This window comes from Paenibacillus sp. RC67 (assembly GCF_030020805.1).
GTDB lineage: Bacteria > Bacillota > Bacilli > Paenibacillales > NBRC-103111 > Paenibacillus_S.
In genome coordinates this window covers 735,524-758,571 of the sequence record NZ_CP125098.1, presented here as the reverse complement: position 1 = coordinate 758,571, position 23,048 = coordinate 735,524, and the positions used below count along the sequence as shown (strand labels likewise).

General features: G+C 46.1%; 29 protein-coding genes. 13 read left to right on the top strand and 16 right to left on the bottom strand.

Features of this window, described 5'->3' with window-relative positions:
• The first annotated feature begins 54 nt into the window (after nucleotides 1-54).
• A complete protein-coding gene (locus tag QMA13_RS03535; RefSeq protein ID WP_282939550.1) occupies nucleotides 55-1,173 on the top strand; it encodes an MGDG synthase family glycosyltransferase in 1,119 nt (372 codons plus the stop codon).
• Nucleotides 1,174-1,241: 68 nt separating this feature from the next.
• Here the strand turns inward: QMA13_RS03535 and trmB are convergent, their stop codons facing one another.
• The 3 genes from trmB to QMA13_RS03520 form a co-directional block, all read right to left on the bottom strand.
• On the bottom strand, nucleotides 1,242-1,997 hold the full coding sequence (trmB, locus tag QMA13_RS03530; protein ID WP_282939549.1) for a tRNA (guanosine(46)-N7)-methyltransferase TrmB: 756 nt from the start codon (nucleotides 1,995-1,997) through the stop codon (nucleotides 1,242-1,244).
• Between the two features lie 123 nt (nucleotides 1,998-2,120).
• A complete protein-coding gene (locus QMA13_RS03525; RefSeq protein WP_282939548.1) occupies nucleotides 2,121-2,324 on the bottom strand; it encodes a hypothetical protein in 204 nt (67 codons plus the stop codon).
• 6 nt (nucleotides 2,325-2,330) lie between these two features.
• A complete protein-coding gene (locus QMA13_RS03520) occupies nucleotides 2,331-2,942 on the bottom strand; it encodes a WGxxGxxG-CTERM domain-containing protein (RefSeq protein WP_282939546.1) in 612 nt (203 codons plus the stop codon).
• Between the two features lie 246 nt (nucleotides 2,943-3,188).
• Between QMA13_RS03520 and mnmL the strand changes: the two genes are divergently transcribed.
• The 5 genes from mnmL (at nucleotide 3,189) to QMA13_RS03495 (ending at nucleotide 6,446) form a co-directional block, all read left to right on the top strand.
• Nucleotides 3,189-4,151, top strand: a complete 963-nt coding sequence (gene mnmL / locus QMA13_RS03515; protein WP_282939545.1) for a tRNA modification radical SAM protein MnmL/YtqA — start codon at nucleotides 3,189-3,191, stop codon at nucleotides 4,149-4,151.
• A 44-nt stretch (nucleotides 4,152-4,195) separates the two neighbouring features.
• The gene (locus QMA13_RS03510; protein ID WP_282939544.1) at nucleotides 4,196-4,318 is read left to right on the top strand and encodes a hypothetical protein; all 123 of its coding nucleotides are present in this window, start codon (nucleotides 4,196-4,198) and stop codon (nucleotides 4,316-4,318) included.
• 106 nt (nucleotides 4,319-4,424) lie between these two features.
• A complete protein-coding gene (locus tag QMA13_RS03505; RefSeq protein ID WP_282939542.1) occupies nucleotides 4,425-4,754 on the top strand; it encodes a hypothetical protein in 330 nt (109 codons plus the stop codon).
• A 93-nt stretch (nucleotides 4,755-4,847) separates the two neighbouring features.
• Nucleotides 4,848-5,432, top strand: a complete 585-nt coding sequence (mnmM, locus tag QMA13_RS03500) for a tRNA 5-(aminomethyl)-2-thiouridylate-methyltransferase MnmM (protein ID WP_282939540.1) — start codon at nucleotides 4,848-4,850, stop codon at nucleotides 5,430-5,432.
• Nucleotides 5,433-5,480: 48 nt separating this feature from the next.
• A complete protein-coding gene (locus QMA13_RS03495; protein ID WP_282939539.1) occupies nucleotides 5,481-6,446 on the top strand; it encodes a type I phosphomannose isomerase catalytic subunit in 966 nt (321 codons plus the stop codon).
• A 70-nt stretch (nucleotides 6,447-6,516) separates the two neighbouring features.
• On the opposite strand, the gene QMA13_RS03490 is transcribed toward QMA13_RS03495, so the two are convergent.
• Both QMA13_RS03490 and QMA13_RS03485 read right to left on the bottom strand, forming a co-directional pair.
• The gene (locus QMA13_RS03490; protein ID WP_282939538.1) at nucleotides 6,517-8,277 is read right to left on the bottom strand and encodes a B12-binding domain-containing radical SAM protein; all 1,761 of its coding nucleotides are present in this window, start codon (nucleotides 8,275-8,277) and stop codon (nucleotides 6,517-6,519) included.
• 104 nt (nucleotides 8,278-8,381) lie between these two features.
• The gene (locus QMA13_RS03485) at nucleotides 8,382-8,609 is read right to left on the bottom strand and encodes a hypothetical protein (RefSeq protein WP_282939536.1); all 228 of its coding nucleotides are present in this window, start codon (nucleotides 8,607-8,609) and stop codon (nucleotides 8,382-8,384) included.
• A 311-nt stretch (nucleotides 8,610-8,920) separates the two neighbouring features.
• On the opposite strand from QMA13_RS03485, the gene rlmD reads away from it, so the two are divergent.
• Nucleotides 8,921-10,375 carry a 23S rRNA (uracil(1939)-C(5))-methyltransferase RlmD gene (gene rlmD, locus QMA13_RS03480; RefSeq protein ID WP_282939534.1) on the top strand — a complete coding sequence of 485 codons (1,455 nt, stop codon included), beginning with the start codon at nucleotides 8,921-8,923 and terminating at the stop codon, nucleotides 10,373-10,375.
• 138 nt (nucleotides 10,376-10,513) lie between these two features.
• Here rlmD and QMA13_RS03475 read toward each other — a convergent pair whose 3' ends face one another.
• The 8 genes from QMA13_RS03475 to QMA13_RS03440 form a co-directional block, all read right to left on the bottom strand.
• A complete protein-coding gene (locus QMA13_RS03475; protein WP_282939532.1) occupies nucleotides 10,514-10,834 on the bottom strand; it encodes a hypothetical protein in 321 nt (106 codons plus the stop codon).
• A 27-nt stretch (nucleotides 10,835-10,861) separates the two neighbouring features.
• Nucleotides 10,862-11,287 (bottom strand): hypothetical protein, encoded by a 426-nt coding sequence (locus QMA13_RS03470; RefSeq protein ID WP_282939531.1) that lies wholly within the window; start codon nucleotides 11,285-11,287, stop codon nucleotides 10,862-10,864.
• Between the two features lie 5 nt (nucleotides 11,288-11,292).
• Nucleotides 11,293-11,517 (bottom strand): hypothetical protein, encoded by a 225-nt coding sequence (locus QMA13_RS03465; protein ID WP_282939530.1) that lies wholly within the window; start codon nucleotides 11,515-11,517, stop codon nucleotides 11,293-11,295.
• A 42-nt stretch (nucleotides 11,518-11,559) separates the two neighbouring features.
• Complete coding sequence (locus QMA13_RS03460) at nucleotides 11,560-11,976, bottom strand: Hsp20/alpha crystallin family protein (RefSeq protein WP_282939529.1); 417 nt, start codon at nucleotides 11,974-11,976, stop codon at nucleotides 11,560-11,562.
• Nucleotides 11,977-12,181: 205 nt separating this feature from the next.
• The gene (locus QMA13_RS03455; RefSeq protein ID WP_282939528.1) at nucleotides 12,182-12,631 is read right to left on the bottom strand and encodes a hypothetical protein; all 450 of its coding nucleotides are present in this window, start codon (nucleotides 12,629-12,631) and stop codon (nucleotides 12,182-12,184) included.
• Nucleotides 12,632-12,728: 97 nt separating this feature from the next.
• Nucleotides 12,729-13,004 carry a hypothetical protein gene (locus tag QMA13_RS03450; protein ID WP_282939527.1) on the bottom strand — a complete coding sequence of 92 codons (276 nt, stop codon included), beginning with the start codon at nucleotides 13,002-13,004 and terminating at the stop codon, nucleotides 12,729-12,731.
• A gap of 34 nt (nucleotides 13,005-13,038) precedes the next feature.
• Nucleotides 13,039-13,299, bottom strand: coding sequence for a hypothetical protein (locus QMA13_RS03445; RefSeq protein WP_282943236.1), 261 nt, complete (start codon nucleotides 13,297-13,299; stop codon nucleotides 13,039-13,041).
• Nucleotides 13,300-13,388: 89 nt separating this feature from the next.
• On the bottom strand, nucleotides 13,389-13,931 hold the full coding sequence (locus QMA13_RS03440; RefSeq protein ID WP_282939526.1) for a hypothetical protein: 543 nt from the start codon (nucleotides 13,929-13,931) through the stop codon (nucleotides 13,389-13,391).
• 381 nt (nucleotides 13,932-14,312) lie between these two features.
• On the opposite strand from QMA13_RS03440, the gene QMA13_RS03435 reads away from it, so the two are divergent.
• The 6 genes from QMA13_RS03435 to QMA13_RS03410 all read left to right on the top strand — a co-directional run bounded on the left by QMA13_RS03435 (nucleotide 14,313) and on the right by QMA13_RS03410 (nucleotide 21,371).
• Entirely contained in the window at nucleotides 14,313-15,599 is a 1,287-nt protein-coding gene (locus QMA13_RS03435) for a histidine--tRNA ligase (RefSeq protein ID WP_282939524.1), read from the top strand.
• A 311-nt stretch (nucleotides 15,600-15,910) separates the two neighbouring features.
• Nucleotides 15,911-17,074, top strand: a complete 1,164-nt coding sequence (locus QMA13_RS03430; RefSeq protein ID WP_282939522.1) for an SEC-C metal-binding domain-containing protein — start codon at nucleotides 15,911-15,913, stop codon at nucleotides 17,072-17,074.
• 172 nt (nucleotides 17,075-17,246) lie between these two features.
• Nucleotides 17,247-18,848, top strand: a complete 1,602-nt coding sequence (locus QMA13_RS03425) for a spore germination protein (protein WP_282939520.1) — start codon at nucleotides 17,247-17,249, stop codon at nucleotides 18,846-18,848.
• Nucleotides 18,848-20,044 (top strand): Ger(x)C family spore germination protein, encoded by a 1,197-nt coding sequence (locus QMA13_RS03420; RefSeq protein WP_282939518.1) that lies wholly within the window; start codon nucleotides 18,848-18,850, stop codon nucleotides 20,042-20,044. Before QMA13_RS03425 ends, QMA13_RS03420 begins: the two co-directional genes overlap by 1 nt.
• Nucleotides 20,041-20,265, top strand: a complete 225-nt coding sequence (locus tag QMA13_RS03415; protein WP_282939516.1) for a hypothetical protein — start codon at nucleotides 20,041-20,043, stop codon at nucleotides 20,263-20,265. The genes QMA13_RS03420 and QMA13_RS03415 overlap by 4 nt, the downstream gene beginning before the upstream one ends.
• A gap of 14 nt (nucleotides 20,266-20,279) precedes the next feature.
• Complete coding sequence (locus tag QMA13_RS03410) at nucleotides 20,280-21,371, top strand: GerAB/ArcD/ProY family transporter (protein WP_282939514.1); 1,092 nt, start codon at nucleotides 20,280-20,282, stop codon at nucleotides 21,369-21,371.
• Between the two features lie 83 nt (nucleotides 21,372-21,454).
• Here QMA13_RS03410 and QMA13_RS03405 read toward each other — a convergent pair whose 3' ends face one another.
• From QMA13_RS03405 to QMA13_RS03395, 3 genes are all read right to left on the bottom strand, one after another.
• Entirely contained in the window at nucleotides 21,455-21,745 is a 291-nt protein-coding gene (locus QMA13_RS03405; RefSeq protein ID WP_282939512.1) for a hypothetical protein, read from the bottom strand.
• A 146-nt stretch (nucleotides 21,746-21,891) separates the two neighbouring features.
• A complete protein-coding gene (locus tag QMA13_RS03400) occupies nucleotides 21,892-22,116 on the bottom strand; it encodes a DUF1128 domain-containing protein (protein WP_282939511.1) in 225 nt (74 codons plus the stop codon).
• A 226-nt stretch (nucleotides 22,117-22,342) separates the two neighbouring features.
• On the bottom strand, nucleotides 22,343-22,927 hold the full coding sequence (locus QMA13_RS03395) for a TetR/AcrR family transcriptional regulator (RefSeq protein ID WP_282943235.1): 585 nt from the start codon (nucleotides 22,925-22,927) through the stop codon (nucleotides 22,343-22,345).
• Between the last annotated feature and the right edge of the window lie 121 nt (nucleotides 22,928-23,048).

The window sequence follows — 23,048 nt, the reverse complement described above, 5'->3', positions numbered from 1 at the left end:
AGGAACTGCGTTCACTTTATGTAACCATCTGTCACAAGGTATGGTGAAGAGCCTATGAGTAAAAAAAGGGTCTTGTTATTATCCGAAGGCTTCGGTGCCGGACATACACAGGCTGCTCACGCTTTATCGGTAGGCCTTCGTATGCTCTCTCCGGACATTCAGACTCGTGTTCTGGAGCTTGGCACCTTTCTCCACCCCACGCTGGCTCCATGGATCTTGACGGCTTACCGCAAAACAGTCACTACACAGCCTAAGCTTTATGGCCTTATGTATCGTTACCAATACAAAAAATCGCTTAACCGCTTCACTCAATTAGCCCTGCACAGAATTTTTTACTCACATACGGCTGAAGTCATCAGCCATCTCCGTCCTGACACGATAGTATGTACGCATCCATTTCCAAGCGCCGTTATCTCCCGTTTGAAGCGCGCAGGGTTGACTATTCCTTTATGTACGGTAATTACGGATTATGATGCTCATGGGACCTGGGTCAGTCCGGAGGTGACTAAATATCTGGTGTCTACCCTTGCGGTGAAGGAGAAGCTGTTGAAACGTGGAATCCCCTCTGACGCTATCGAGGTCACGGGAATTCCAGTCCACCCCAATTTCTGGGAGCAGAATAATCGTGAGGAACTTAGGACCCGTTTTCAACTTAAGGCTATGCCTACCGTTTTAATTATGGGTGGGGGCTGGGGCTTGATAAACAACAGTGAGTTCATGCAGTACTTTAGCCATTGGCGGGAAAAAATACAGCTTATCCTATGCTTGGGCAACAATGACAAGGCGCTTAGCCTTTTATCCGAGGACGAAAGATTTAAACATGAAAATATCAGACTTATGGGGTTTACAACTGAAGTGGATAAATGGATGGATGTATCGGATCTGCTTATTACAAAGCCTGGAGGCATGACTTGCACTGAAGGCTTGGCTAAAGGAATCCCCATGCTCTTCTATAAACCGATTCCCGGTCAAGAGGAAGAAAACCTGCAATATTTTACCGAACATGGCTTCGGTGAACAAATCAAGTCTGGTGAAACGATCGATCATTGGTTCCAATTGTTAGTAGATCGGTACCCGGAGGTTCAAAAGAGAAGAACACTTTGGAAGCGTGATACCAACAGTTACAAGCCTGACGATTGCCCGAATGCGATCATGGAGATCTTGATGCAATGAGAACATATATCGATATACAGAAAAAAAGCATGCCAGACCCCCAAAAAAGGTCAGCATGCTTTTTGATTTTAGTTCTCGTCTTCTTCTGTATCATCAACGACCAGGTTGTTCTTTTCTTCCCGTTCTCGCTCCTCAAGCTGGTGCAAATGGTTAGCTAAAGCAACGGACCCGATAACAGCCTCAAGTCGGTGTATATTCATGCCTTTATCATGGAACTTCATTTCATATTCCGTCATGACCAGATCGGTTCTTGGGCCTTCTGCATGAAGATCCAGAGCAATATTACGCATGCGAAGTCCCATATCTGCAAAAGAATTAAGTGAAAACTCAAATAAGGAACGGGAATCCGTTTTGAAGTGAATTTCGCCGCGTTCGTTAAGAATATCGATATATTTGCGAACAAAGCCCGAATGCGTCAAGCGACGGCGGGCATGGCGCTTCTTGGGCCATGGATCGCTAAAATTCAAATAAACGCGTTCCAGTTCATCGGTATCGAAGATATCCTCGATTTTTTCAATATTAAACAAAGCCAGCCTTAGATTATCCAGGCTTCCCCCATGTTCCTCACGGGATAGCTGAGCTTTCTCTGCCGCTCTGCGCAGCAGCTCGTCGTACATATCCACGCCTATGTAATTGATATCGGGGTTCAAGGCGCTGAGCTGACTAATAAACCGGCCCTTCCCCATTCCCAGCTCGACATGAATAGGCTTGTCATTGCCGAACAATTCCTTCCATTTGCCTTTATAAGCCGCTGGATTTAATAGGATAAGACCCGGTTGTGCCTCCAACGCTTCCCTGATCCCTTTTCTACCACGTAAACGCATCGTCATCCTCCAAAAAACTGCAATATCTTTTTCAGTTCAGTGAGAATTATACTCTGAATCGACAGTAAAGAAAAGACCGGCCCATGCAAACTGATGCTGCATGGACCGATACGGATTTGGAAATTACATCTCCAAGAGATGATATTCCCACTTTGATGTAGGGGAAAAAAGGATGGTCTCCATCTTTTCCCTAACCTTTTTACGAGCAGCGGACTCAAGCTCAGGCTGATCTCTAAAGTGAGCTCCCATACTTAGCACCCAAGCTTCTTTTACCGTAAGCTCAACAAGCATCTTTTGATTTCCCGATGGAAAAGTCAGATGGCTCATTGCGTCTTAGCGGTCTCCAGCATTGGATTCATTCCGGTTATTGCTTCTGAGTCCTGCCAACCCAAGCAGACCAAGCAAGCCTAACCAGCCCCAGCCGGAGCCGCCTGATCTAGTCGTTGTATCTGCATTGGCACGATAGCTGTTAGTGTCATAATTCCCACCATAGCCGTACGGTCTATACGTATTATTGTCATACGTATTTCCGTATGTGTTCATACGATTCAGCAGATTATTGCTGCTATAATTTCCTGTTGTGCTGGTCGTGTTGGCATTGTTCGTATAGGTACCATCCGGGGTTGCGGCTGTCCCTGTGGTTGAGCCTGTCGTATTCATCGTCCCGGATGTGCCTGTTGTGCCATAAGTGCTTGTCCCTGTTGTACCATACGTTCCTGTTGTACTACTAGTGCCATAAGTGCCTGTTGTACCACTGGTACCTGAAGTCGAAATACCTGTGCTTGAGGTCGTATCCACATTATAAGTGCCATAATTACCGGTGGTCGACGACGTCGTTCCCATGCCGGAAGTACCTGAGGTCGTTGCTTCGGCAAAGGCTTGTCCACCAAATCCTAAAGAAGCAGTAAGAGCCAGGGTCATGACGGTTTTACTAAGCTTGTTCATGTGGTTGTGAGCTCCCTTCACAGCTGAGTTTGTTGGTGCACCATTAGCATGGTCGCTTGAATAAATAAATATCCTTAGTGAGCAATAGGAGCTTTTGTCAAGGAAAAATTCGCAAAGCTATCCTTTTTGCGATAAAATAAAAAGGTCGAATATCCTCGAATTCCGCTCCCTAAGGGACTTCCGAGGTTTAGTCCCAATAAGAAGGCTTTATTTCTACTTTAATTAACAAAAAGGAGTTCACTATAGATGAAGCAAGTTGAAGAATCACTTATTCCTGCAAGCTGGGGAGATAAAAGGTTCCATACGTGGAACACAGAAATGCGCCGACAGTTCGGCACCAAAGTATTCAAGGTTATGCTGGACGCAGGATTTACCTGCCCTAACCGTGACGGTTCCATTGCTGCTGGAGGCTGCACCTTTTGCAGTGCGCGGGGGTCAGGCGACTTTGCCGGAAGCCGCCGCGACGACTTGGTGACGCAATTCAACAAAATTCGGGATTTACAGCATAAAAAGTGGCCGGAAGCACAGTATATCGGCTATTTTCAAGCCTATACCAACACTTACGCCCCGGTCGAAGAGCTTCGGGAATATTTCGAGGTTATATTGCAGCAGCCGGGTGTGGTTGGATTATCGATTGCTACAAGGCCGGATTGCCTGCCGGACGACGTAGTTGAATACTTGGCGGAGCTGAATGAGCGAACCTATTTGTGGGTGGAGATGGGACTGCAAACGATTCATGAATCGACCTCGCAATTGATTAACCGCGCCCATGACACCCAGTGCTATCTGGATGCAGTAGCCAAGCTGCGCAAGCATAACATTCGCACTTGCGCTCACATCATTTATGGGCTTCCTGGCGAAACGCACGAAATGATGCTTGATACCGGACGTGCCGTTGCTCAAATGGATGTACAAGGCATCAAAATCCATTTGCTTCATTTGATGAAGAAAACGCCAATGGTCAAGCAGTATGAAGCTGGCTTGCTGCAATTTCTAGAAAAGGATGAGTATGTCAAGCTGATAGTCGACACATTGGAAATTTTGCCTCCGGAAATGATTGTCCACCGGCTTACAGGAGATGCGCCGCGTGATTTACTTATCGGCCCGATGTGGAGTTTGAAAAAATGGGAAGTACTGAATGCATTCGATCACGAGCTGCGTGAACGAAATACATGGCAGGGTAAATACTGGAAGAGAGCTAATATATAGAGAATCCACAGAGAAAGAAGATGACAGAAGTCGACCGGTTTTACATGACGAAAGGAGCAATGCTTCGTGAAAAAGACATGGATAGCGGCGCTGGTCACCGCCGCAATGATCTCCGGCTGCAGCAGCGAGCCTGCCTCGCAGCCGCAACAAAGCCCTCCGCCCGCTAAGCCTGCTGACGCGGGCGACCCGCTCGCGCCGCCAGCGGCGCTGCAGCCGGACGACAAAGCGTCCGGCGATACCGCCGCTGGCGGCGAGGATGCCGCTGCCCCTCCGGTGGCAGCGATAGAGCCTGCTGCGCCAAGTGGAGGCGCAGCAATCAGCGGCGGCGCGTCCACGAGCGCGCCGAAGAAGCCTGGGACGGCCAAGCCTACGCTGCCGCCCGCGAAGACGCCTGTGGCGGAGCAGACGCCGCTGCCACAGACTGTGCCCGATGCCCCGAAGGCATCGGAGCCGACGACACCGTCGTTGCCGTCCTCCGCCTTTAAGGAACCGCCAAAGGCTACTCCAGCTCCTACTCCGTCAGGAGACGGCGGCAAGTCACCAATCGTACCGCCGGTACAGGATTTGCTAACGCCGCCAATGGCCGGAAGCGGATCGAAATAATCGCATTTCTTCTATAAAATAAATGAAGTCAATCATTCACGGCATATAACATTACCAGTACTCATTCTATTATTTATTGAACTGGAGGCACCCATGGGTTTCTTATCTATATTAAGCTTTGCCCATAAGCTAATTGAGGAACGCGTCACTCCAGGAGATACCGTAGTCGATGCTACGGCAGGCAACGGAGTAGATACCGTATTTTTAGCCAAATGCGTCGGTCCGCAAGGGACCGTTCACGCTTTCGATATACAAGAACAGGCGCTGCTTCAAACGGAGCAGCGCCTGACCAAAGAATTACCGGGTTGTACATCGGTCCAATTGCATTTGCGCAGCCATGCGCTGCTCGAAGAAACATTATCAGAGGCAGCTCAGGGCAAAGTTGGGGCCGTCATGTTTAATCTCGGATATCTGCCAGGCGCTGACCATCTAACGATTACGAAGCCAGAGTCCACCATCCCTGCTATGCAGGGTGCATTGGACATGCTTCGTATTGGCGGCATTTTGACCATTGCCTTGTACACAGGCCATGAAGGCGGTCGACAAGAAGCGGAGGCCGTTCATGAATGGATAGAACAGCTTCCACAAATGAAATACCAAGTACTGGAGTATCGTTTTCTAAATCGTCAGAACCATCCTCCTTATTTAATTGCAGTGGAAAAAAGGCCATTCAGTTGATATAATGCTACTGAAAAAATGGAAAAAACTTAGAAAGCAGGGAACTCATTGAAGCCATATCCTTTGTTATTTCAACCTGAAATGAAAGAACGTGTTTGGGGAGGCCGTGCCTTGGAGCAATTTGGTCTGGAGCTTCCTGAAGGTCCGATCGGTGAAGGCTGGATGATCGGCGACCACCCCAATGGTACGACGAAAGTAGTCAATGGGGAGCTATCCGGCATGGGCCTGGATCAAATCCGTGAGCTATATGGGAAAGATTTTTTCGGAAGCAAAGGATTCTCCGAGAAAAATGGCCGTTTTCCGTTATTAATTAAACTTCTCGACTGCCAGGACGATCTATCCGTGCAGGTGCACCCGAATGACCATTATGATCGACTGCCCCAAGGTGAGCTCGGCAAAACCGAAATGTGGTACATTCTCGATGCCAAACCAGATGCCAAAATCATCTACGGTTTGAATGACGGTGTAACTCGCGAGCAGTTGGCCAAAGCCATCGAGGAAAACCGTATTTTAGATTGCCTACGCGAGATTTCGGTTGAAGCCGGCGATTCTTTCTATATTCCTGCTGGTACCGTCCATGCGCTCGGCGCGGGAATTCTTGTTGCTGAAATTCAGCAAAACTCGGACAGCACCTATCGGTTGTATGATTATAATCGCTTAGGACTCGATGGCAGCCCTCGGGAGCTGCACATTGAAGATTCTTTAAACGTCATTGCTTATGAAGGCTCCGGTTCCTCTTATATGAAGACAGACCTTTCAGGTTCCAACGAATGGCTTACGCTTGCAAACTCCCCTTTCTTCATTACTGAAAAAGGCAAGGTAGACCAAATGTGGTCACTGCAAACCAATGCGGACAGCTTCATTATCCATATCATTTGCGATGGTTCCGGGACCATTCAATGGGCGGATGGCGAGCTCTCCGTCAAGCCTGGGGAATGCTACCTGATCCCTGCTAGTCTAGGAGATTATACGCTGACAGGGTCCATGACCGTGCTTCGGAGCTATCTTCCTTAACATGCGCAAACAACCACCCTTGAAGGGTGGTTGTTCTTTTTAAGCCGCTTCCTCTGGCGTATACCTAACCTCACACGAACACAGATGCAGCATCTATAGTAAAATATTGCGCCGGCGCAGCCGCATCAGGCGGGAAGTACACCACGAGCAGCCGCTCTTCATCGGAGAGCATCTCTCCGGTTTCCAAGTAATGATCCAATCGGAACGGCAGCACTTCAAGCATCACATGCTTATGCAGATCCTTCTCACTAATTCGTAGTGCAGCGAACGTTTCAGAAACCGCTTCAGGATGTTCTGCGAGCATCTTGAAATAATGACCCTGAGCCGCTTTATCCAACTTGAACTCCCACCATATTTTTCTCGGCTTATACTTATGGTTAAGGAAATAATCAAGCTTCATTAACCCTTCGACCACATTCATATTTTTAGTTTCCCGTTGAATAAGGAAAGAACGCAAGCGGGTGAACAAATCCTCTAGCTGATGCCCGATTTTTTGCCAGCCTTGACCTTCCCAGAAATCCCCAAATTGTTGAAAAAAATCAAAGGCGGATGGAAACTCTTCACGGATCAAATAGTTTACGGTATGGTCCATCCGGTGCGAATTCCAATATTTCTCCAGAACGTCTTCCACCCGTTTAATTCTGATTAAGTCCGTGAAAGGCAAAATATCGTTGCCGAGAATTTCATATGGCGCATGATCCATAAATTTATAACCATATTTTTCAGCATCTGCCCGCATTCCCGTTCCGCGAAGCATTTTCAAAAATCCAAGCTGCAGCTCTTCCGGCCCCAATTCGAACACGTCATTGAACGTTTTGCGGAAGGAGTTGTAGTCTTCCTCTGGCAGACCGGCAATCAAGTCCAGATGCTGATCGATCTTGCCGCTTTCCTTAACCATGTTAACCGTACGGGTAAGCTTGGTAAAGTTCTGTCTACGTTTAACAAGATTATTCGTAAGATCATTCGTTGATTGGACTCCGATCTCGAAGCGGAATACACCAGGGGGAGCATTTTTAGCCAAATAATCTAACACTTCGGGCCGCATAATATCCGCGGTAATCTCAAATTGGAACACCGTTCCACGATGGTTTTGAATTAGAAACTCGAATATCTCCATCGCATAGTCCCTTTTAATATTAAAGGTTCTGTCCACGAATTTAATGAGCTTCGCTCCTGAATCGATCAAATACAATATGTCACTTTTGGTCCGCTCCATATCGAAATACCGGACGCCAACCTCGATTGAAGACAAACAGAATTGGCAGCTGAACGGACAGCCACGGCTTGTCTCGAAATAAACGACACGGTTCGCCAAACTTGGAACATCCTCAGCAAAACGGTGTGGTGAAGGAATATCATCCAGCTGAAGCTTAGGTCTTGGCGGATTGATGATTACTTTATCATTCTTACGGTAAGCGGCGCCGAATACGCTGTACAGCTTCCGATCCCCAGAGATCTCCTGCAGCAGGTGGTGGAATGTTTCCTCGCCTTCACCCATTACGATGTAATCCACATCAGAAAGCCGGTTCATCCAATACTCCGTATCATAGGAAACCTCCGGTCCTCCTAATACGACGATAAGCTCTGGATTGATTTTCTTCATCATACTGATAACCGTGATCGTTTCTTCGATATTCCAGATGTAGCAGGAGAAGCCTAGAACGTCAGGCTTCTTTTGAAATAGATCGGAAACAATATTCATTGCCGGATCCTTAATCGTATACTCTACGATGTCTATATCAAAATCTTTCTCACTAAACGCCTTCAAATAACGAAGCGCGAGCGAGGTATGAATATATTTCGCATTAAGCGTAGATAGCACAACTTTCATTCGGATACCCTCATTTGCTTGCAGAATCAATGTATTCTTTATTCTACACGGAAATGAAGTCGAACACAAAAAAAAGAAAATGGAACGACCTCTCCATTTTCCTGCTATATCCAGCTATTGTTATGTTCTGTCCATCCCGCTTCCGGTGTCATGGTTTGTAGCAAAAACTCGTCGCTGCCATCCTCGCTCCATTTATTTGCTTGACTCATCAATTGCTCCTCTACCAAATCCTTTTGGGAAAGCAGCTGCTCCCTATTGCCGTCGGATAAAAGAATATTTCTTTTTAATTGTTGACGCTGCTCCATACGTTTAGCCATTTGATATAAAATCATGTCTGATCTTCCCTTCTTTGTGTTCCTCGTTATCGTTAGCATACCGCCCAAATATTAAGACAGGATTAGCGGAACATAAACAGATCGTTAAAATCTGCGAACGATACGGCACCTCTTTCTATTTTTACCAGAGAGTTGAAATATATGTAAAACGATGACGTCTTATGCCAAAATAATTCGCTTGGATGCATTTGTTATGGGTTTTTGAGATTGTCTTCCTCTTGGTTCCTCCATTACTCCGAACATGATATAGTAACTGTAACTGAACGAAATGTTTGAACTACTATTGTGTATCGGAGCGATAATTGAGGATGAATAAAAGAGAAGGTCGTCCTTCCCAGCAAGGGAAGAAACCATATAAGGGACAAACTCCCCAACATAAACACGTCGCAGGAAGCGGCGAAGACGTTAAACCCGGAGATCGAATTGTTGTAACGATAAAAAGAATAGGCATAAACGGAGAAGGTGTCGGTTATTACAAAAGAAAAGCGGTTTTTATTGACGGAGCCCTTCCAGATGAGGTCGTAAAAGCTAATGTGACTAAAGCCGAATCCACCTACTTGACCGCCAAGCTGATTGATATCGAGAAGAAATCAACGGATCGCACTAAGCCTCCCTGTCCTGTCTATGACGCATGCGGAGGCTGTCAGCTGCAGCATATGAATTATCCGGCTCAGCTTAGTGCCAAAGAAGAGCTTGTACGCGAAGCATTTAACCGCTACGCCAAGCTAGCGGACTTGCCGCTTCGGCCCATTCTAGGAATGGATGATCCTTGGGGCTATCGAAATAAAGCCCAGCTTCAGGTAGGCTGGTCTAACGATCAGTTCATCACGGGGCTCTACTCGCCCGGTTCTCATCGTCTCGTCGACATTTCGGGCTGCCCGATCCAGGACCCAACGATTAATGAAGTGATCAGCAAAGTAAAAGCGATCCTCGCTCGGCTGAATATTCACCCTTATCAGGAACGCAGCCGCAAAGGGATTGTGCGCACTGTCGTAGCGCGGGTCAGCAGGCTATCTGGCAGCGTACAGCTTACGCTCATTACCGCTGAGGAACGACTTCCCGATAAGGAGCGCTTGATTGCAGCCATCCGTGCGGAGCTTCCGATCGTCACTACGATTGCGCAGAACATTAACAAGGCCGATACACCGCTTGTCTTTGGCGAGGAAACTCAAATACTCTGGGGTGAGGAACGATTGAACGAGGAACTGGGAGGACTTCGTTTCTCCCTGTCCCCTCGTGCCTTTTTTCAGCTCAACCCGGAGCAAACCGTCAAACTGTACAATGCCGCCAAGGAAGCTGCTGCCTTGACCGGCGACGAGCTTGTTGTCGATGCCTACTGCGGTACCGGCACGATCGGACTGTGGCTAGCTCCGCAGGCCAAGGAAGTCCGAGGCATCGAGCTTATCCCTGAGGCGGTGGACGACGCGCGCCGCAATGCGCAGCTGAGCGGAGCCGACAACGCGAAGTTCTTCGTCGGACGCGCGGAGACGCTGCTGCCCGAGTGGGTCAAGCGCGGCATCCGCCCCGACGTAGTCGTAGTGGACCCGCCGCGCACGGGGTGCGAACGCGATCTGCTCCACGCGATCGCGGCTGCCAAGCCTGCACGACTCATCTACGTGTCGTGCAACCCCTCCACCCTGGCCAAGGATTGCCAGGTGCTGTTCCAAAGCGGGTACCGGCTGGAATGGATCCAGCCTGTGGACATGTTCCCTCAGACAGCGCATGTGGAGTGTGTCTCACTGCTAGTACGGAAGGACAATTAAACCAAGCCAAATTAGTAAGAGGGGTGGCCATCCCCTCTTCTTTGTCGTACACAGAAAATAAAAATAGAAGCTCAGGCTAGTTCAATGCCGAAGCTTCACAAAAGAACAATTAATCGTGCGGAACATATGCTCTCACTCCTACACATCTCCATCTTCCGATTCACTGGTTCCTATTTGCGGTTCACTAGCCGAGACGATCAATTTCTGCAGCCATTCAGGCACCTCGGAATCCGATACGTTGAGCATATCCAGGAAATCGGAATCGTTCAGAAGAGATCGAATGCCGGAAACGACATTACGATCTCCGCTGACAGAACCAAAGCCTTGTGTCAGCTTCTGGTGGCTTTCGAAACCGGTCGGCCAGTTATTGCCCATATTGATACAGGAAGCATTCTCGACAGATCCGATACGGATAGATCCAATAACAAATTGTGGGGATAATAAGGAAGATATGTCCATAACCTCCAATCATAAGACGAATCCCAATCAGTTTCTTGTTAACCGATATCCGGTTTGCGTGCGTTGCAGGCCCGGTAAAGCATCGTCAGACGGTTTAGAGGACGAATTAGCGTTTTTGGGGCGATCCCCCTCGGAGGGTGCGGCAAAGTCTGCTTTGTTTCGTGTATTCGATTTCAGAGTAGATGGGTCTGGGCTAATTTTAGCACCGAAGTTGTTTCCCAGATTCAAGGAACCGCTTAGCTGCTTGATGTCCAGATTGTCCAGACGATATTCCATTTTCTCCAGTACGGGTTGATGAATATGGACATTTTCGATCGTAATGTTTGTAGAATGAGTTCGCAGCTGTTCAATGGATTGTTCCAATTGGCTAAAGCGCATGTTTAAATCTTGAAACCGTTTGTCCAGCTCCATGGCCAGTGTTTGGGATTGAGGGGGCCTTTTTTTCCAAAACATGATACTCACATCTTGCGAGGCTTGATAATGGATAAGGAGTCGAATTGATCGTTATCACCCAAAGACGATCGAAAATCAGAGATGAACAACTGCTTCCCGTTAACTGTTCCAAACGCTTGATTTTGTTTGGCAGTATGCTTGTATTTCCACTGCACATTACTGCCTTGAAAAATGCCTGACGAGCCGGAAACCGTTCCAATTTGAAGGTCATAGAAATGTATTCGTACCATCTTTTACCCACCTCACGTTCTTTTTTGCCCTAGGAAAAAGGTTCAAGTAAAATCGATCGAGATGTTTGTCTGTTGTACGGAAGTTTCGATTTGCAGCTCAATGATAAGCAAACCCCTATTGTACTTCGCACTAATTTTTTCCATGGAAACCGGTCTTGGCATAGGCAAGAGCCTTCGGAAGTTTCCAAAGAAACGTTCAGTCTGGGTGATTCGATTCTCCGTAACAGGGTACATACAGGGGATTTCTCCTTCCAGCACCAACGTCTGTCCTTGAAGAAAGATGCCGATTTGATCAGGAGAGCTGAGTCCGGGTATTTCAGCAAGAACAGCCACTGTAGTTTGGGTATGATAAATATCGATACGCGGTCCCCTATTGGGGATCATATCGGCGATATCTTGCCAAAACTCCTCACCTAACACTTCACTGGCTTGCTTGTGAAACGTATGTAATTCCTTCATATGGTTTTGTCTTTCTTTGTCCTCCAACCCTATCACCACGCTCTAACAGGTAGCTTTTATCATTATCTATGTATATGTACAGGAAAAGAAATGATTCACCGTGCATTAACGGCAAGCTTGTCCTATTTGGAGCAGACACGACATGGGGCTCCCCGGTGCCGGTCCAGAAAAATGGAGTAATCGCCGATTTCAAGCTGAGACGGTTCTACTGATCACGGATTGATATTTCATGATACGGTTCATTATCACGTGACTTGGGCAGAAGAACTTCCACCACATCGCCATCCATCCTGGCATACGCTTGAGCAGGAGATACGTCACTTGGCAATCTGATTTCCTGAGTGTTTCCAAGGTATTCGATTTTGAGTTTATACTTGTTGGCAAAAAATCTAATATCATGATTGGATGTTTTATCTGGAACTTTACATCGGACAAAAATAACACGCTGACTCTCAAACAGTTCGTATTCGACTCCTTCTTCTGCTGAAAATGGGTCATAGACCGACTGATGAGGCATCGAATGTTGCATGAAGTTTTTTATTGTTTTGTGTACAAGCTTTTCTATTCCGTTACTTTCGGCAGGTAATGGAAATTGTTTAATCAAGGATCTCTGCAGTTCCTGCCAGTTCTTGATTGAATTTTGGCCATAATCCATAATAGTTCACTGCCTTTCCCAAAACGTTATGGCTCGGATGAGTCCAATCTGTGCTTGCCGCGTCCTCATGCTGACTATATTCACCAAAGATTTCTTTTTAAAATTTATGAAAATTAGTAATTTTGCTCAAGAGCGGTTTATTCGCATTATCATAGATTGGTGTGATAAGCCCATGGAGCTGAAACAGTGTGGGTTCGCCACATTTGGCACAAAAGGCGGCGTTTTGAACGTTTAGAAACGTACACCCTTTTTTCAACAAACCGGGTTCATCTGAGCAGCGATTTTGTAAAGGGGCTCCGCAATCAATACAGAACTTATCGTTTTCATTAGCAATTTTAGAGCATCGCATGCAGTTCACTTGTTTCTTGCTCATAAACCTACCTCTCCTCTCATGATTTCTCCGTTTTTTATAATGCCTGGGATTGAATCGAAGGGGCGGGATCAATTTCAGTGATCGGATTATCTATGACATCATTATCAAAAACAGTGGATATAAAGCCTGCTTCCACATTCGCGCCAAATAATTGACCGTTCCCGTAGTTTGTCTTCCCGTTCTGATTCCAGCCGGGCTGAGAGATTTCTCCGACAGCAATGACAGAACCTCTGTTCAATGAATTTACATTTATCGCACCGGCTGCCAATGAAATAATAACGGCCAAATGGTTCACCCCCGACAAAAGCCTATGCCCTTATATTATTCAGTTCATTGGTTTAGGTTACAGGCTGTAATATTATGATGCTTGAAGGCTGGAGTGTTCTAACACTTATCCTCCTGTTTCTTAGTAATACGGATGTTTTTCTCCACATTTTGGACGTTCTCCGTAATTATTGCTTCGTTATGAAAAGGTGCATCAACGGCATCATCGTCAACGATCATACTGGCTACTTGCTTTAGATGATTGCGGCCCAAGTTTTTGCCAAAGCCATAATTGACTTTACGTGCGCTTCTCCACCCTAATTGTTTGTTGTCCCCCAAATCCATAGCTGAGCCATTGCTTAAAGTATTTGCATGAATGCTGTTAAAATCGATTGCGCATTGCTGCAGCGAATGGTTGGTTTCGGTAAGAGTGATGTATCTGGTATCTTCAATCGGTGTATCGATGAAATCGGGATCTTGCACTACACTGACGACGTTTGTAAGCGTGGAATTGCTCAGACTGCCAAAGCCCTGATTGCTTTTGCTGTAAGTAGACCAACCGATCGCTTGATTGGTTCCGATAAAAATACCCGAAGAATCTTCAATATTGTTCACAAACAATTTATTGAACACCACATAAGCCCTCTGTTGGTTAAGCTTCATGTGAACCCTCCTACCAGTTAAATAGTAAGCTCACCTTAGCAAGAAGGTGTATGCCTATATTGTATTCCGCCATTTCGTTCTGTTGCATGAATATCCAAGAAAGTTGCCTGAGTATCATTCTTGTTTAACAGCGCCCCCTCTTGCATCCCCTCCCATCTCTTGCTATAATCGATCTCAACCATTGTTGAAGGGATTGGAAGCCATGAATACCATCATGCTTAATCAAAATCAACTTCATCATTTCATTCAGCGTTAGCACACCTGTACATTTTCAGGGTGGGCTAACGCTTCTCGCGTTGGCCTCCCTGCGGCATAGGAACGCGCAGGACCAAGAGGTCCGGCGCGTTTTTTATTTTCCCTCCAAAGAAAGGAATGAGGATTATGCAAAATGTAAAAGGTACCTACGATTTTTTCGGAAAAGAACAGGAGTTGCGCAAGAAGGTTCAAACCGTGCTGCAGGAAGTATTTGAATTGTGCGATTTTGATGGGATGGATTCAACGATACTTAATGAACTCGATCTTTTGTCCTCCAAATATGCGGGTGGCGACGAAATCATAAAAGAAATGTATCAATTAACCGATCAAGGGGAGCGCAGCCTTGGGCTTCGTTACGACCTAACTATTCCTTTTGCCAAAGTAATAGCGCTGAATCCTGGGATTGAACTTCCTTACAAGCGATACGAAATGGGGAAAGTTTTTCGAGATGGTCCTGTAAAGCGTGGACGCCTTCGTGAGTTTTTGCAGTGCGATGTCGATATTGTCGGAATCGATGGCCCCGAAGCGGAAGCAGAATTAATGCAAATTGCTGCCGAAGTGTTCAAAAGACTGAACGTACCGATTGCACTCAGGTGGAATAACCGCCAATTTCTCGGGGAAATTCTTGAAGCTATAGGAGTCCCCTCTGCGGAAAAGCTATCTGTTATGCTGACATTAGATAAAATCGCGAAAATCGGGACCGATGGAGTTATTAAGGAGTTGGCTGACAAAGGACTGGAGCCTCAAGTAACGACCGCCATAACAGAGCTGATTCCGTTAAATGATCCTACAGCAGAGCAACTAGCCGACCGATATGGAATAACTAACTCCAAAGGCTCCTTGGAGGTTCAAGCTCTTCAAGAGCTTATTTACAAGCTGGGGCTTAAGCAAATCTGTACCTTCGATCCTTTTTTGTCACGAGGGCTATCTTTTTATACCGGAACGGTGTACGAGATTTTCGATGCTAGCGGCTCCTTTACCTCAAGCTTAGGTGGTGGCGGGCGTTATGACGTCATTATTGGCAAGCTGGTCGGCAGAGAGGATGTCCCTTATCCAACCGTTGGTATCTCTTTCGGTATGGAGTCGATCATGGAGATGTTGAAGAGCCGCCCAATCGAAACGAAAGTTCCAATTGCCATCGTTATTCCCATTGGACTTAGGACGATTCCTGATGTGTTGAGAACAGCAGCCGAGCTTCGTGCGAACGATATTCGAACCGGGTTGGACACAAGCCGTCGCAAATTAAAAAAATCGCTCGCCGCGGCTGCATCGAAAGGAATCCGGTACGTGATCTTGATAGGCGAAGATGAAACTGCCGAAGGTAAGGTTCGTTTGAAGGATATGAAAGAAACAACGGAAGTCGTTCTGTCTTTAGAGGAAGCAGTGTTCCTAATTCAAAAGAACACTCAATGAGGAGAAAATCGGGGTAGTTGATTGTTTAGGATGAACTGGTTAAAATATTTAGTAAGCGTTTCATGCAAATTCTTTGTTGATTCGACAAAAAATGGTCCTTTGGAACCATAAAAGTTTGACAATTTCACCTATCCGCTTAAAATTTATTTCATTATGCTATATAATTACATTTGAGCAGTTATCACACGCTCTATGTTACTTGTTAGTGTGATTGGATAAAGAACGGATTCCAAATTAATGTTACAATAAAACCCATCCGAGCTAAACTAAAGTTCGGATGGGGCTTTTACCTGCTCAGAAAGGATGAATACATGATGGACAAGCATCTGAGCGAAACCGATCAGAAGATGCTGTTGAAAGAGGAAGAAAAGCGTTGGCCTAACATTGAAGTACCGGTTACACTTTCCAATTATTTTGGCAAACTTACCAAGCCGGAACTGTCAACCATTCGTATGAACCTGGGAATCAAAGGAGCAAGCTCCTTAAAGAAGCAAGAGCTTATCGACGTGTTGGTGGAACAAATACCGACAGCGCTTCCCAATCTGCTTCTTGCATTCGATGAAACCCGCTACCAAATTTTGAAGCATCTGGCCGACCGCGGCGGACAAGGCAATACATTGCTGGAAGCGCATCAGCTCGATTATTTCAAAACAAGAGGAATTCTTTGTTCTGGTACTTACGAAGGAAATAAGACATTGGTAATGCCTCAGGAAGTGCTCGCATGCTTCAAACGTGTGGACAATTCTTCTTATCGGGATCAAATCCGTAAAAATACGGAGTGGATAAAGCTCACACAAGGCTTGCTCTACTACTATGGCGTCCTGAGCCTGAATGAACTGGAACGGCAGATTAACCAGCAGACTGGATCCAGAATTAAACTGGGTGAATACACAGAAATCCTTCAGGAAGCCGTTTCGTTCTATGAGGAGCTGCAAACCGATACGTACGGCTACTCCAACAGCATCGTATTAGACACAGATAAAGTGAAAAACGAGCAAGAGTCTAGATCTCAATTGCCGTTCTATCCTTTCACCAAATCCCAGCTATTGCATGCAGGCGCACCGAATTTTGTTGATCGCAATGCGAGCTATCAAGCCTTTGTACTCTTTATTCGCAAGAACTATTCCATTTCTTTGGACGAGGCAGACTTTATCGTAGAAGAATGTGTAGACGCTATTCGCAATGGACAAGCTCCGACAGAAGTGTTCAAGCTATTGCAACAGCTTCTGGAAATCAAGGAATTGGACATAGTTAAAGCGTTCATGGAGCATATTGCCAACCTTCACAATAACACAAGACAATGGGTTCTCAAGGGTTATACCCCCCATCAACTAGCCCCATCATCTGAAGCTCCTACTGAGACGCTAGTGGCCAAGTCGAATGTCATTGAATTTGCTGCAAAAACAAAAGTCGGACGAAACGACCCTTGTCCTTGCGGAAGCGGCAAAAAATACAAAAAGTGCTGCGGACGTTAATTAAATTAACTAAATAATTTTGAGTCCCTCCAGGGGCTTTACTATACGAATAGCCGTCCTGCCCAACCAATGGTGCAGTGGGACGGCTATTCGTGCTGAGTTCATCCCGAATAAAAAAATCCAATATAGGTAAACATTTAGACATGAATAGCACAAAGCATGAGGTGTAAGTATGTCTATTTTTTCATGGCTCCGACGCCACATCCACAACACCGACGCTAGCAGCCGGACCGAGTTCAAACATCAGCCCCAGCATCCCTTGGTGAGTACCACGGATCTGCTCGATCAATCTATACGCCTTGACGATCGTATCTCCTGGTTTCAGAAGCAGCTAGCAGGTGACTCCGACGTCGTCATTCAAAACTTTACAAGTCCATCCGGGACATGCTGCGCCCTGTTATTTATTAAAGGCATGGTTGATCAAGAGACTTTGCAAAAAGAGGTGCTTCAGGCAGCTTTAGCGATCGAGTCTCTAGATGCAGCCGACTTTTGCAAGCAAATTTTTGAAGATAGGCGCCTGCCTGTTACAGGCATGCAGTTGGCGACCACATTAAGTCAAGGCTTGCTCTCTCTACTGGAAGGACATGCACTGCTTCTTATTGAAGGAGACCACCGGATTCTTGATCTGCCCGTCACCAACTATCCCAAGAGAGCTATTAATGAAGCGCCCAACGAATCTGTCATTCGTGGTCCCCGCGAAGCTTTTATCGAAAGCTTGCAGGTGAACACCACCCTCATCCGCAGAAGACTCAAGACACCGGATCTTAAGCTGGAGTATATGAAGCTCGGAAGACGTACCCATACCGATATTGCTATCGGTTACATTCAAGGGATTTGCAAGCCCGAGCTCGTTGAGGAAGTAAAGCGAAGAATATCTCAAATCGATGTGGACGGAATCATGGGGAGCAGCTATATCGAGGAATTTATCGAGGATAGTCCCTACTCTCCGTTTCCCCAAATGCAGTATACCGAGCGGCCTGATGTCGTATGCGCCTCCTTGCTCGAGGGACGGATCGTAATCATCGTAGACGGCACGCCGATCGTCCTGCTTGCTCCTGTCACCATGTTCATGCTGATGCAATCCGCCGAGGATTACTACCAACGGTTCATCTCCTCAACTTGGATTCGCTGGATTCGATTCGCGTTTATTTTCATTTCGCTGCTGCTGCCCTCAACCTATATAGCAGTAACGACAGTTCATCCTGAGATCATACCGAAAAGGTTGCTTGTCACGATAACATCTTCCCGGGAAGTCGTGCCGTTTCCTGCTTTAATCGAAGCATTCATGATGGAGCTTGCTTTTGAAGCGCTTCGCGAGGCGGCCATTCGCATCCCCAAATCGATCGGACAAGCGGTATCCATTATTGGAGCGCTTATTATCGGTACGGCTGCCGTTCAAGCAGGTATCGTATCTGCTGCCATGGTCATTATCGTTGCTTTGACGGGGATTGCTTCTTTCATTATTCCGCATTACGATCTCGGGCTTGCCTTCCGGCTGCTGCGCTTTCCCATTATGATTTTGGCCGGCATGTTTGGATTAATCGGTATTGCCTGCGGTTTGATTCTGATCTACCTGCATTTACTTTCCTTACGATCATTTGGGACACCGTATCTAACCCCTCTCACTCCCTTTTCCTTTAGCGATTGGAAGGATACCTTCGTTAGGGTTCCGTGGTGGTTGATGAAAAGGCGGCCTTCCCTCCCGTCGAACGGCACGCAGCGACAGCCGAAAAATACGCGGGGATGGGATCACAAGGAGGAGGATGAAGATTGATGGCTGAATTCCGTCTTCGAATAACGATCACTCTAATGACAGCCCTTCCCCTTCTATTCTTGTTAAGCGGGTGCTGGTCGACCATTGAGCTGAATGACCGTGCATTTGCGCGGATAATTATTTTTGATAAAGGCAAGCAAGGAATCGAGCTTACAATGGTTTTCCCGCTTCCTAATCGGTTGATCCCTGGAATGGCAGGCAGCGGCGGCGGACCTCAGACAGGCAACCCCTATACATTTATTTCTAAGGAAGGGGCCAATGTTGGACAGGCGCTGCGCAATATTCAGATCGATTTGTCACGCAAAATCACCTTGGGACAGTCCAGTGTTGTCATTATTGGCAAAGAGCTCGCTCAGGAAGGTATAGGTCCGGTATTGGAATTTCTCGCCCGGGAGCCGCGAATTCATATCAATGCCAGTATGTTCGTAACGGAAGGTAAAGGAAAAGAATTGGCTAACATTCCAACCATTTTCGAAAGATTTCCAACCGACATTTTAACTGCTTATGTCCTCCAGCATGAGACGATACAAGCAACGGTTAAAGATTTTCTCATGGCCAATTACACGGGCGGAGATATGGTTGCACCCTTGCTCTCCTTTCAGCCCAAAAAAATTGTGGGCGAGAAAGGCGATCTACAAGATTGGATGGGAGTAGGCGGAGCCGCCGTTTTTAAAAACAAACAACTGCAAACCACCGTAGGCATTAAGGATATGCGGGGAGCTCTCTGGATTCTCGGCCAGCTAACCGAGGCGGAAATTACAATCCCCTCACCGACGGACGGGCGTAAGGTCAGTTTTTTTATCGAGCATACCCGGACCAAAATCAAGCCTCGGCTCGAAGGGGAGAAAATATCCATCCATATTCAAAGCACTGCCAATGCCCGACTGCTCTCGTCCGATACTCAGCTGAATGTGGAAGATCCCAATCAATTGAGCGTGCTCGCCAAGCAGCTTGAATCAGAGGTAGAGAAGCGTATGATGAGCATGATCGACAAAACACGGGAAGTGAAGGCAGACGCTTTTCATCTTGGCAATTACATCTCCTGGTACTATCCGCAACAATGGAAGACATTGGCACCCCAATGGATGGAGCTTTACTCCAATCGAACAACTGAAATCGCAGTCCATGCAGATATCAATATTCGTAGGCTGGGTACCGAACAGAAATCCGTAGAGGTGGAGGCCAAAGAATCATGATCATCATCATGATCTTGTACGCAATTGTACTGTATATAGAATGGCGCTACTTAACTCATCACGGTAGAAAGCGCCGAACCTTCTTCATTGTTATTGGTTATGCAGCAGCTTCATGGGTATGCTTTGAAATCCTGTATTACATTAGAGAGCAGTGGCGGTTAAAGGATTTGATAGAAACCGTATTCGGTCCTGTCCAATCGTTGTTAAAAATCAATGAGTGAGAGGAGGATGCCAAGTGAGACGAATAACCCAGCCGCAGCTGTTTATGATGTTCTCCATCTATTTGTTTACGAGCACACTTGGCTTATATGTTAATTATGTCGTCACGACTTCCGGATATTTAACTTGGTTAAGTATGGTGCTAGGCGCTTGTCTCTCTATACTCATCACCTACTTCTCTTACCGCCTGGCCAAAAAAAGGCCTGACCAATACTTTGCTTTCTACGGCAAAGACATTTTAACTAAATGGTTGCATTACCCGCTGATGATTGTCATCGTTCTGTGTTTGTTTTTTATCACTTCCTTTATTTTGCATGACTTGGAGGACTTCATTATCCAGATCTATTTGCCATCGACGCCCAACTGGGCTATAGCTGTTCTTTTAGGCATTTGCTTTGTCGCTGCCGTTCGCTGTGGAGTCGAAACTATTTTCCGCTGTGCACAGGGCATCTTCTTCATTAGTATATTCGGTGTTCTCGCAACTCCCTTTTTTGTGAAAAAGGAAATGAACCTGGACATGGCTATTGCCTTTATTAATCGCTTTGACATGGCTCAAATATGGAACGGAATGTGGGCTAATGCTTGTCTATTCGGAGAGACGGCGTTCATTCTATTCTTGTTCCCAAAGATTTGCGATACCGAGAAAACGATGCGAACCATCACCGGCGCCACCTTTACTGCCACTTTTATTATTTTGACTAATATTTTGCCGGCAATGCTGATTTTCGGACCTGAGCTCATGGGGAACATAACTTATCCCGAGCTTGAACTCATTAGATATATTCATGGCAGTACTTTCTTTGAAAACCTGGATCCTGTCTTGATTGCCTTATGGATTACCGGCTTATTTATCAAAATCAGCTTTTTACTGTATGTGATCGTCATGAATCTAGCTCAGCTCTTCGTGTTAAAAGACCATAAGCCCTTGACCTTATCGACGACGGTTCTTATTATCGGCATGTCTTTGTTTGTAGTGAGCTCTACGGCTGAAAGCTCGGAATTGATTTCTAATGGCCTTATCGGGATGGTTATCCTTGTTGAAGCTATACCCATCCTCTATTTATTGGTCGATTGGATTCGCTCTTTTAAATTCGTGAAATCCAAGTAACTCTCTCAAACTATAGGTATTTTGCACAACAAAAAAGCCCATTCGCGGGCTGAATTGCCCCGGATGAGCTTTTTCCTTGCTTCTTACCAGAAACCGCCGCCGAATCCGCCAAACGGGGAACCGAAACCATCAAAGCCACCAAAACCGCCAAAACCGCCGAAAGCAAACGGGGATGTTCCAATGGCAAGAAGATCGAATAATACCAACGGTATAAAAGCAGATGTTTGAACTTTCCCTTCTTCAGGAACCATAATGAGCTTGTTTCCGCTAATCCGGACTAACTTTCCGCTTACTGTCGTACCGTCTTTCTTAACAGCATAAACCGTTTTACCGATTAATTTTTGGACTTCTTTGCTGCTAACCGTCATTTGCATGTGAGTCCTCCTCCGTATCTTTGAGTGTTAGGCTAATGAAACATAGCATTCAACTACTCTATAAAGTACGTAATTGGAGGATGGCTTGCCTGTTCACTTGTACCTGTCCCAAGGAAGATAGGAACATAGCCTTCAATGCATTAAATCTAAACTTTGCGAAGGCGGCCCAATTCGGTCGTAATCGCTTCGATCTCACTAATGCTAAAATTAGGCTTGGACGATACCATTTCGAATATGTCCCTTAAATCCTCATACTGCTCGTCGTTCAAAGCCGTAGCTTTCAAAGCAGCCCCCGTCGCCATGCGAAGCTTTTTCTTAATTTCTTCGATCATATAATCCACATTTTCCAATGTATTTCGAGTTAAATCCAACGTTTACTCATCCTTTCTTATCAGAAGACCAACATGCATTCGTGAACGCAGTCGTTGTCAACTGCTCCCGCTTTACTTAGTCTTAGGTTCCCATTGTATCATGTTTTTACCGGATGCGTGTACTAAATAGGCCTGTTTACAGTTAGGAATAGCCACTATGACTAAAAAGGCGCTTACATGATAGTCTATCTTTGAGATGAGATACCTACAACCGATGCATTGTAGGCTACTGAAGCCCTTCACATAAATATTTCACATGCTGCTCAGCAAGCTTTTTCACATCTTCATACGTTTGATTATAACGGATATTGTAGGATATAAACCCATGCATGGACATAAACAGGCTCCAAGGCACGCTATACATCTTCTGCTCGTTGCCCGACTGTCTCGCTATGACGGAACGGACCACCGTGGCAAACAGCTCCAAACATTGCGCTTGCTCGGTTCTGCCATAAAGCTGCAGTTCCGCATCGTTAATCATAAACATGATTTCATAATGATACGGATTCTCGAGGCCAAATCGTATAAATTCCAGCATCAACTTCTCCAGCTGCCCCAGATCACCCATTCGGCTGCGGCTCAGCATCTCTTTCTGCCTTTCCAGCAGCATCTGAAAATCAGCGTTTACCAAGGCATAAAAAAGCTCTGCTTTCTCTTTAAAATGATAATACAACGCCCCATGACTGTAACCCATCGCTTTGGCGATGCTGCGCATTGTTAAAGTATGATAGCCGTGTTCGGCGAAAAGCTGCCTCGCCTCATCCAGTATTCTTTCGCGGCTCAGCTCCTGCGCCACTGCTTTTCTGGCCAACACGATTCAACTCGCTTTCGTATGTGGTTTTATCTTTATACTTCAATAGTTTATCACTTTATTGCTGCAAAGCAAGAGAAAATATAGGATGAAAGTATTATAAATAAAAAAACGCCTTTCG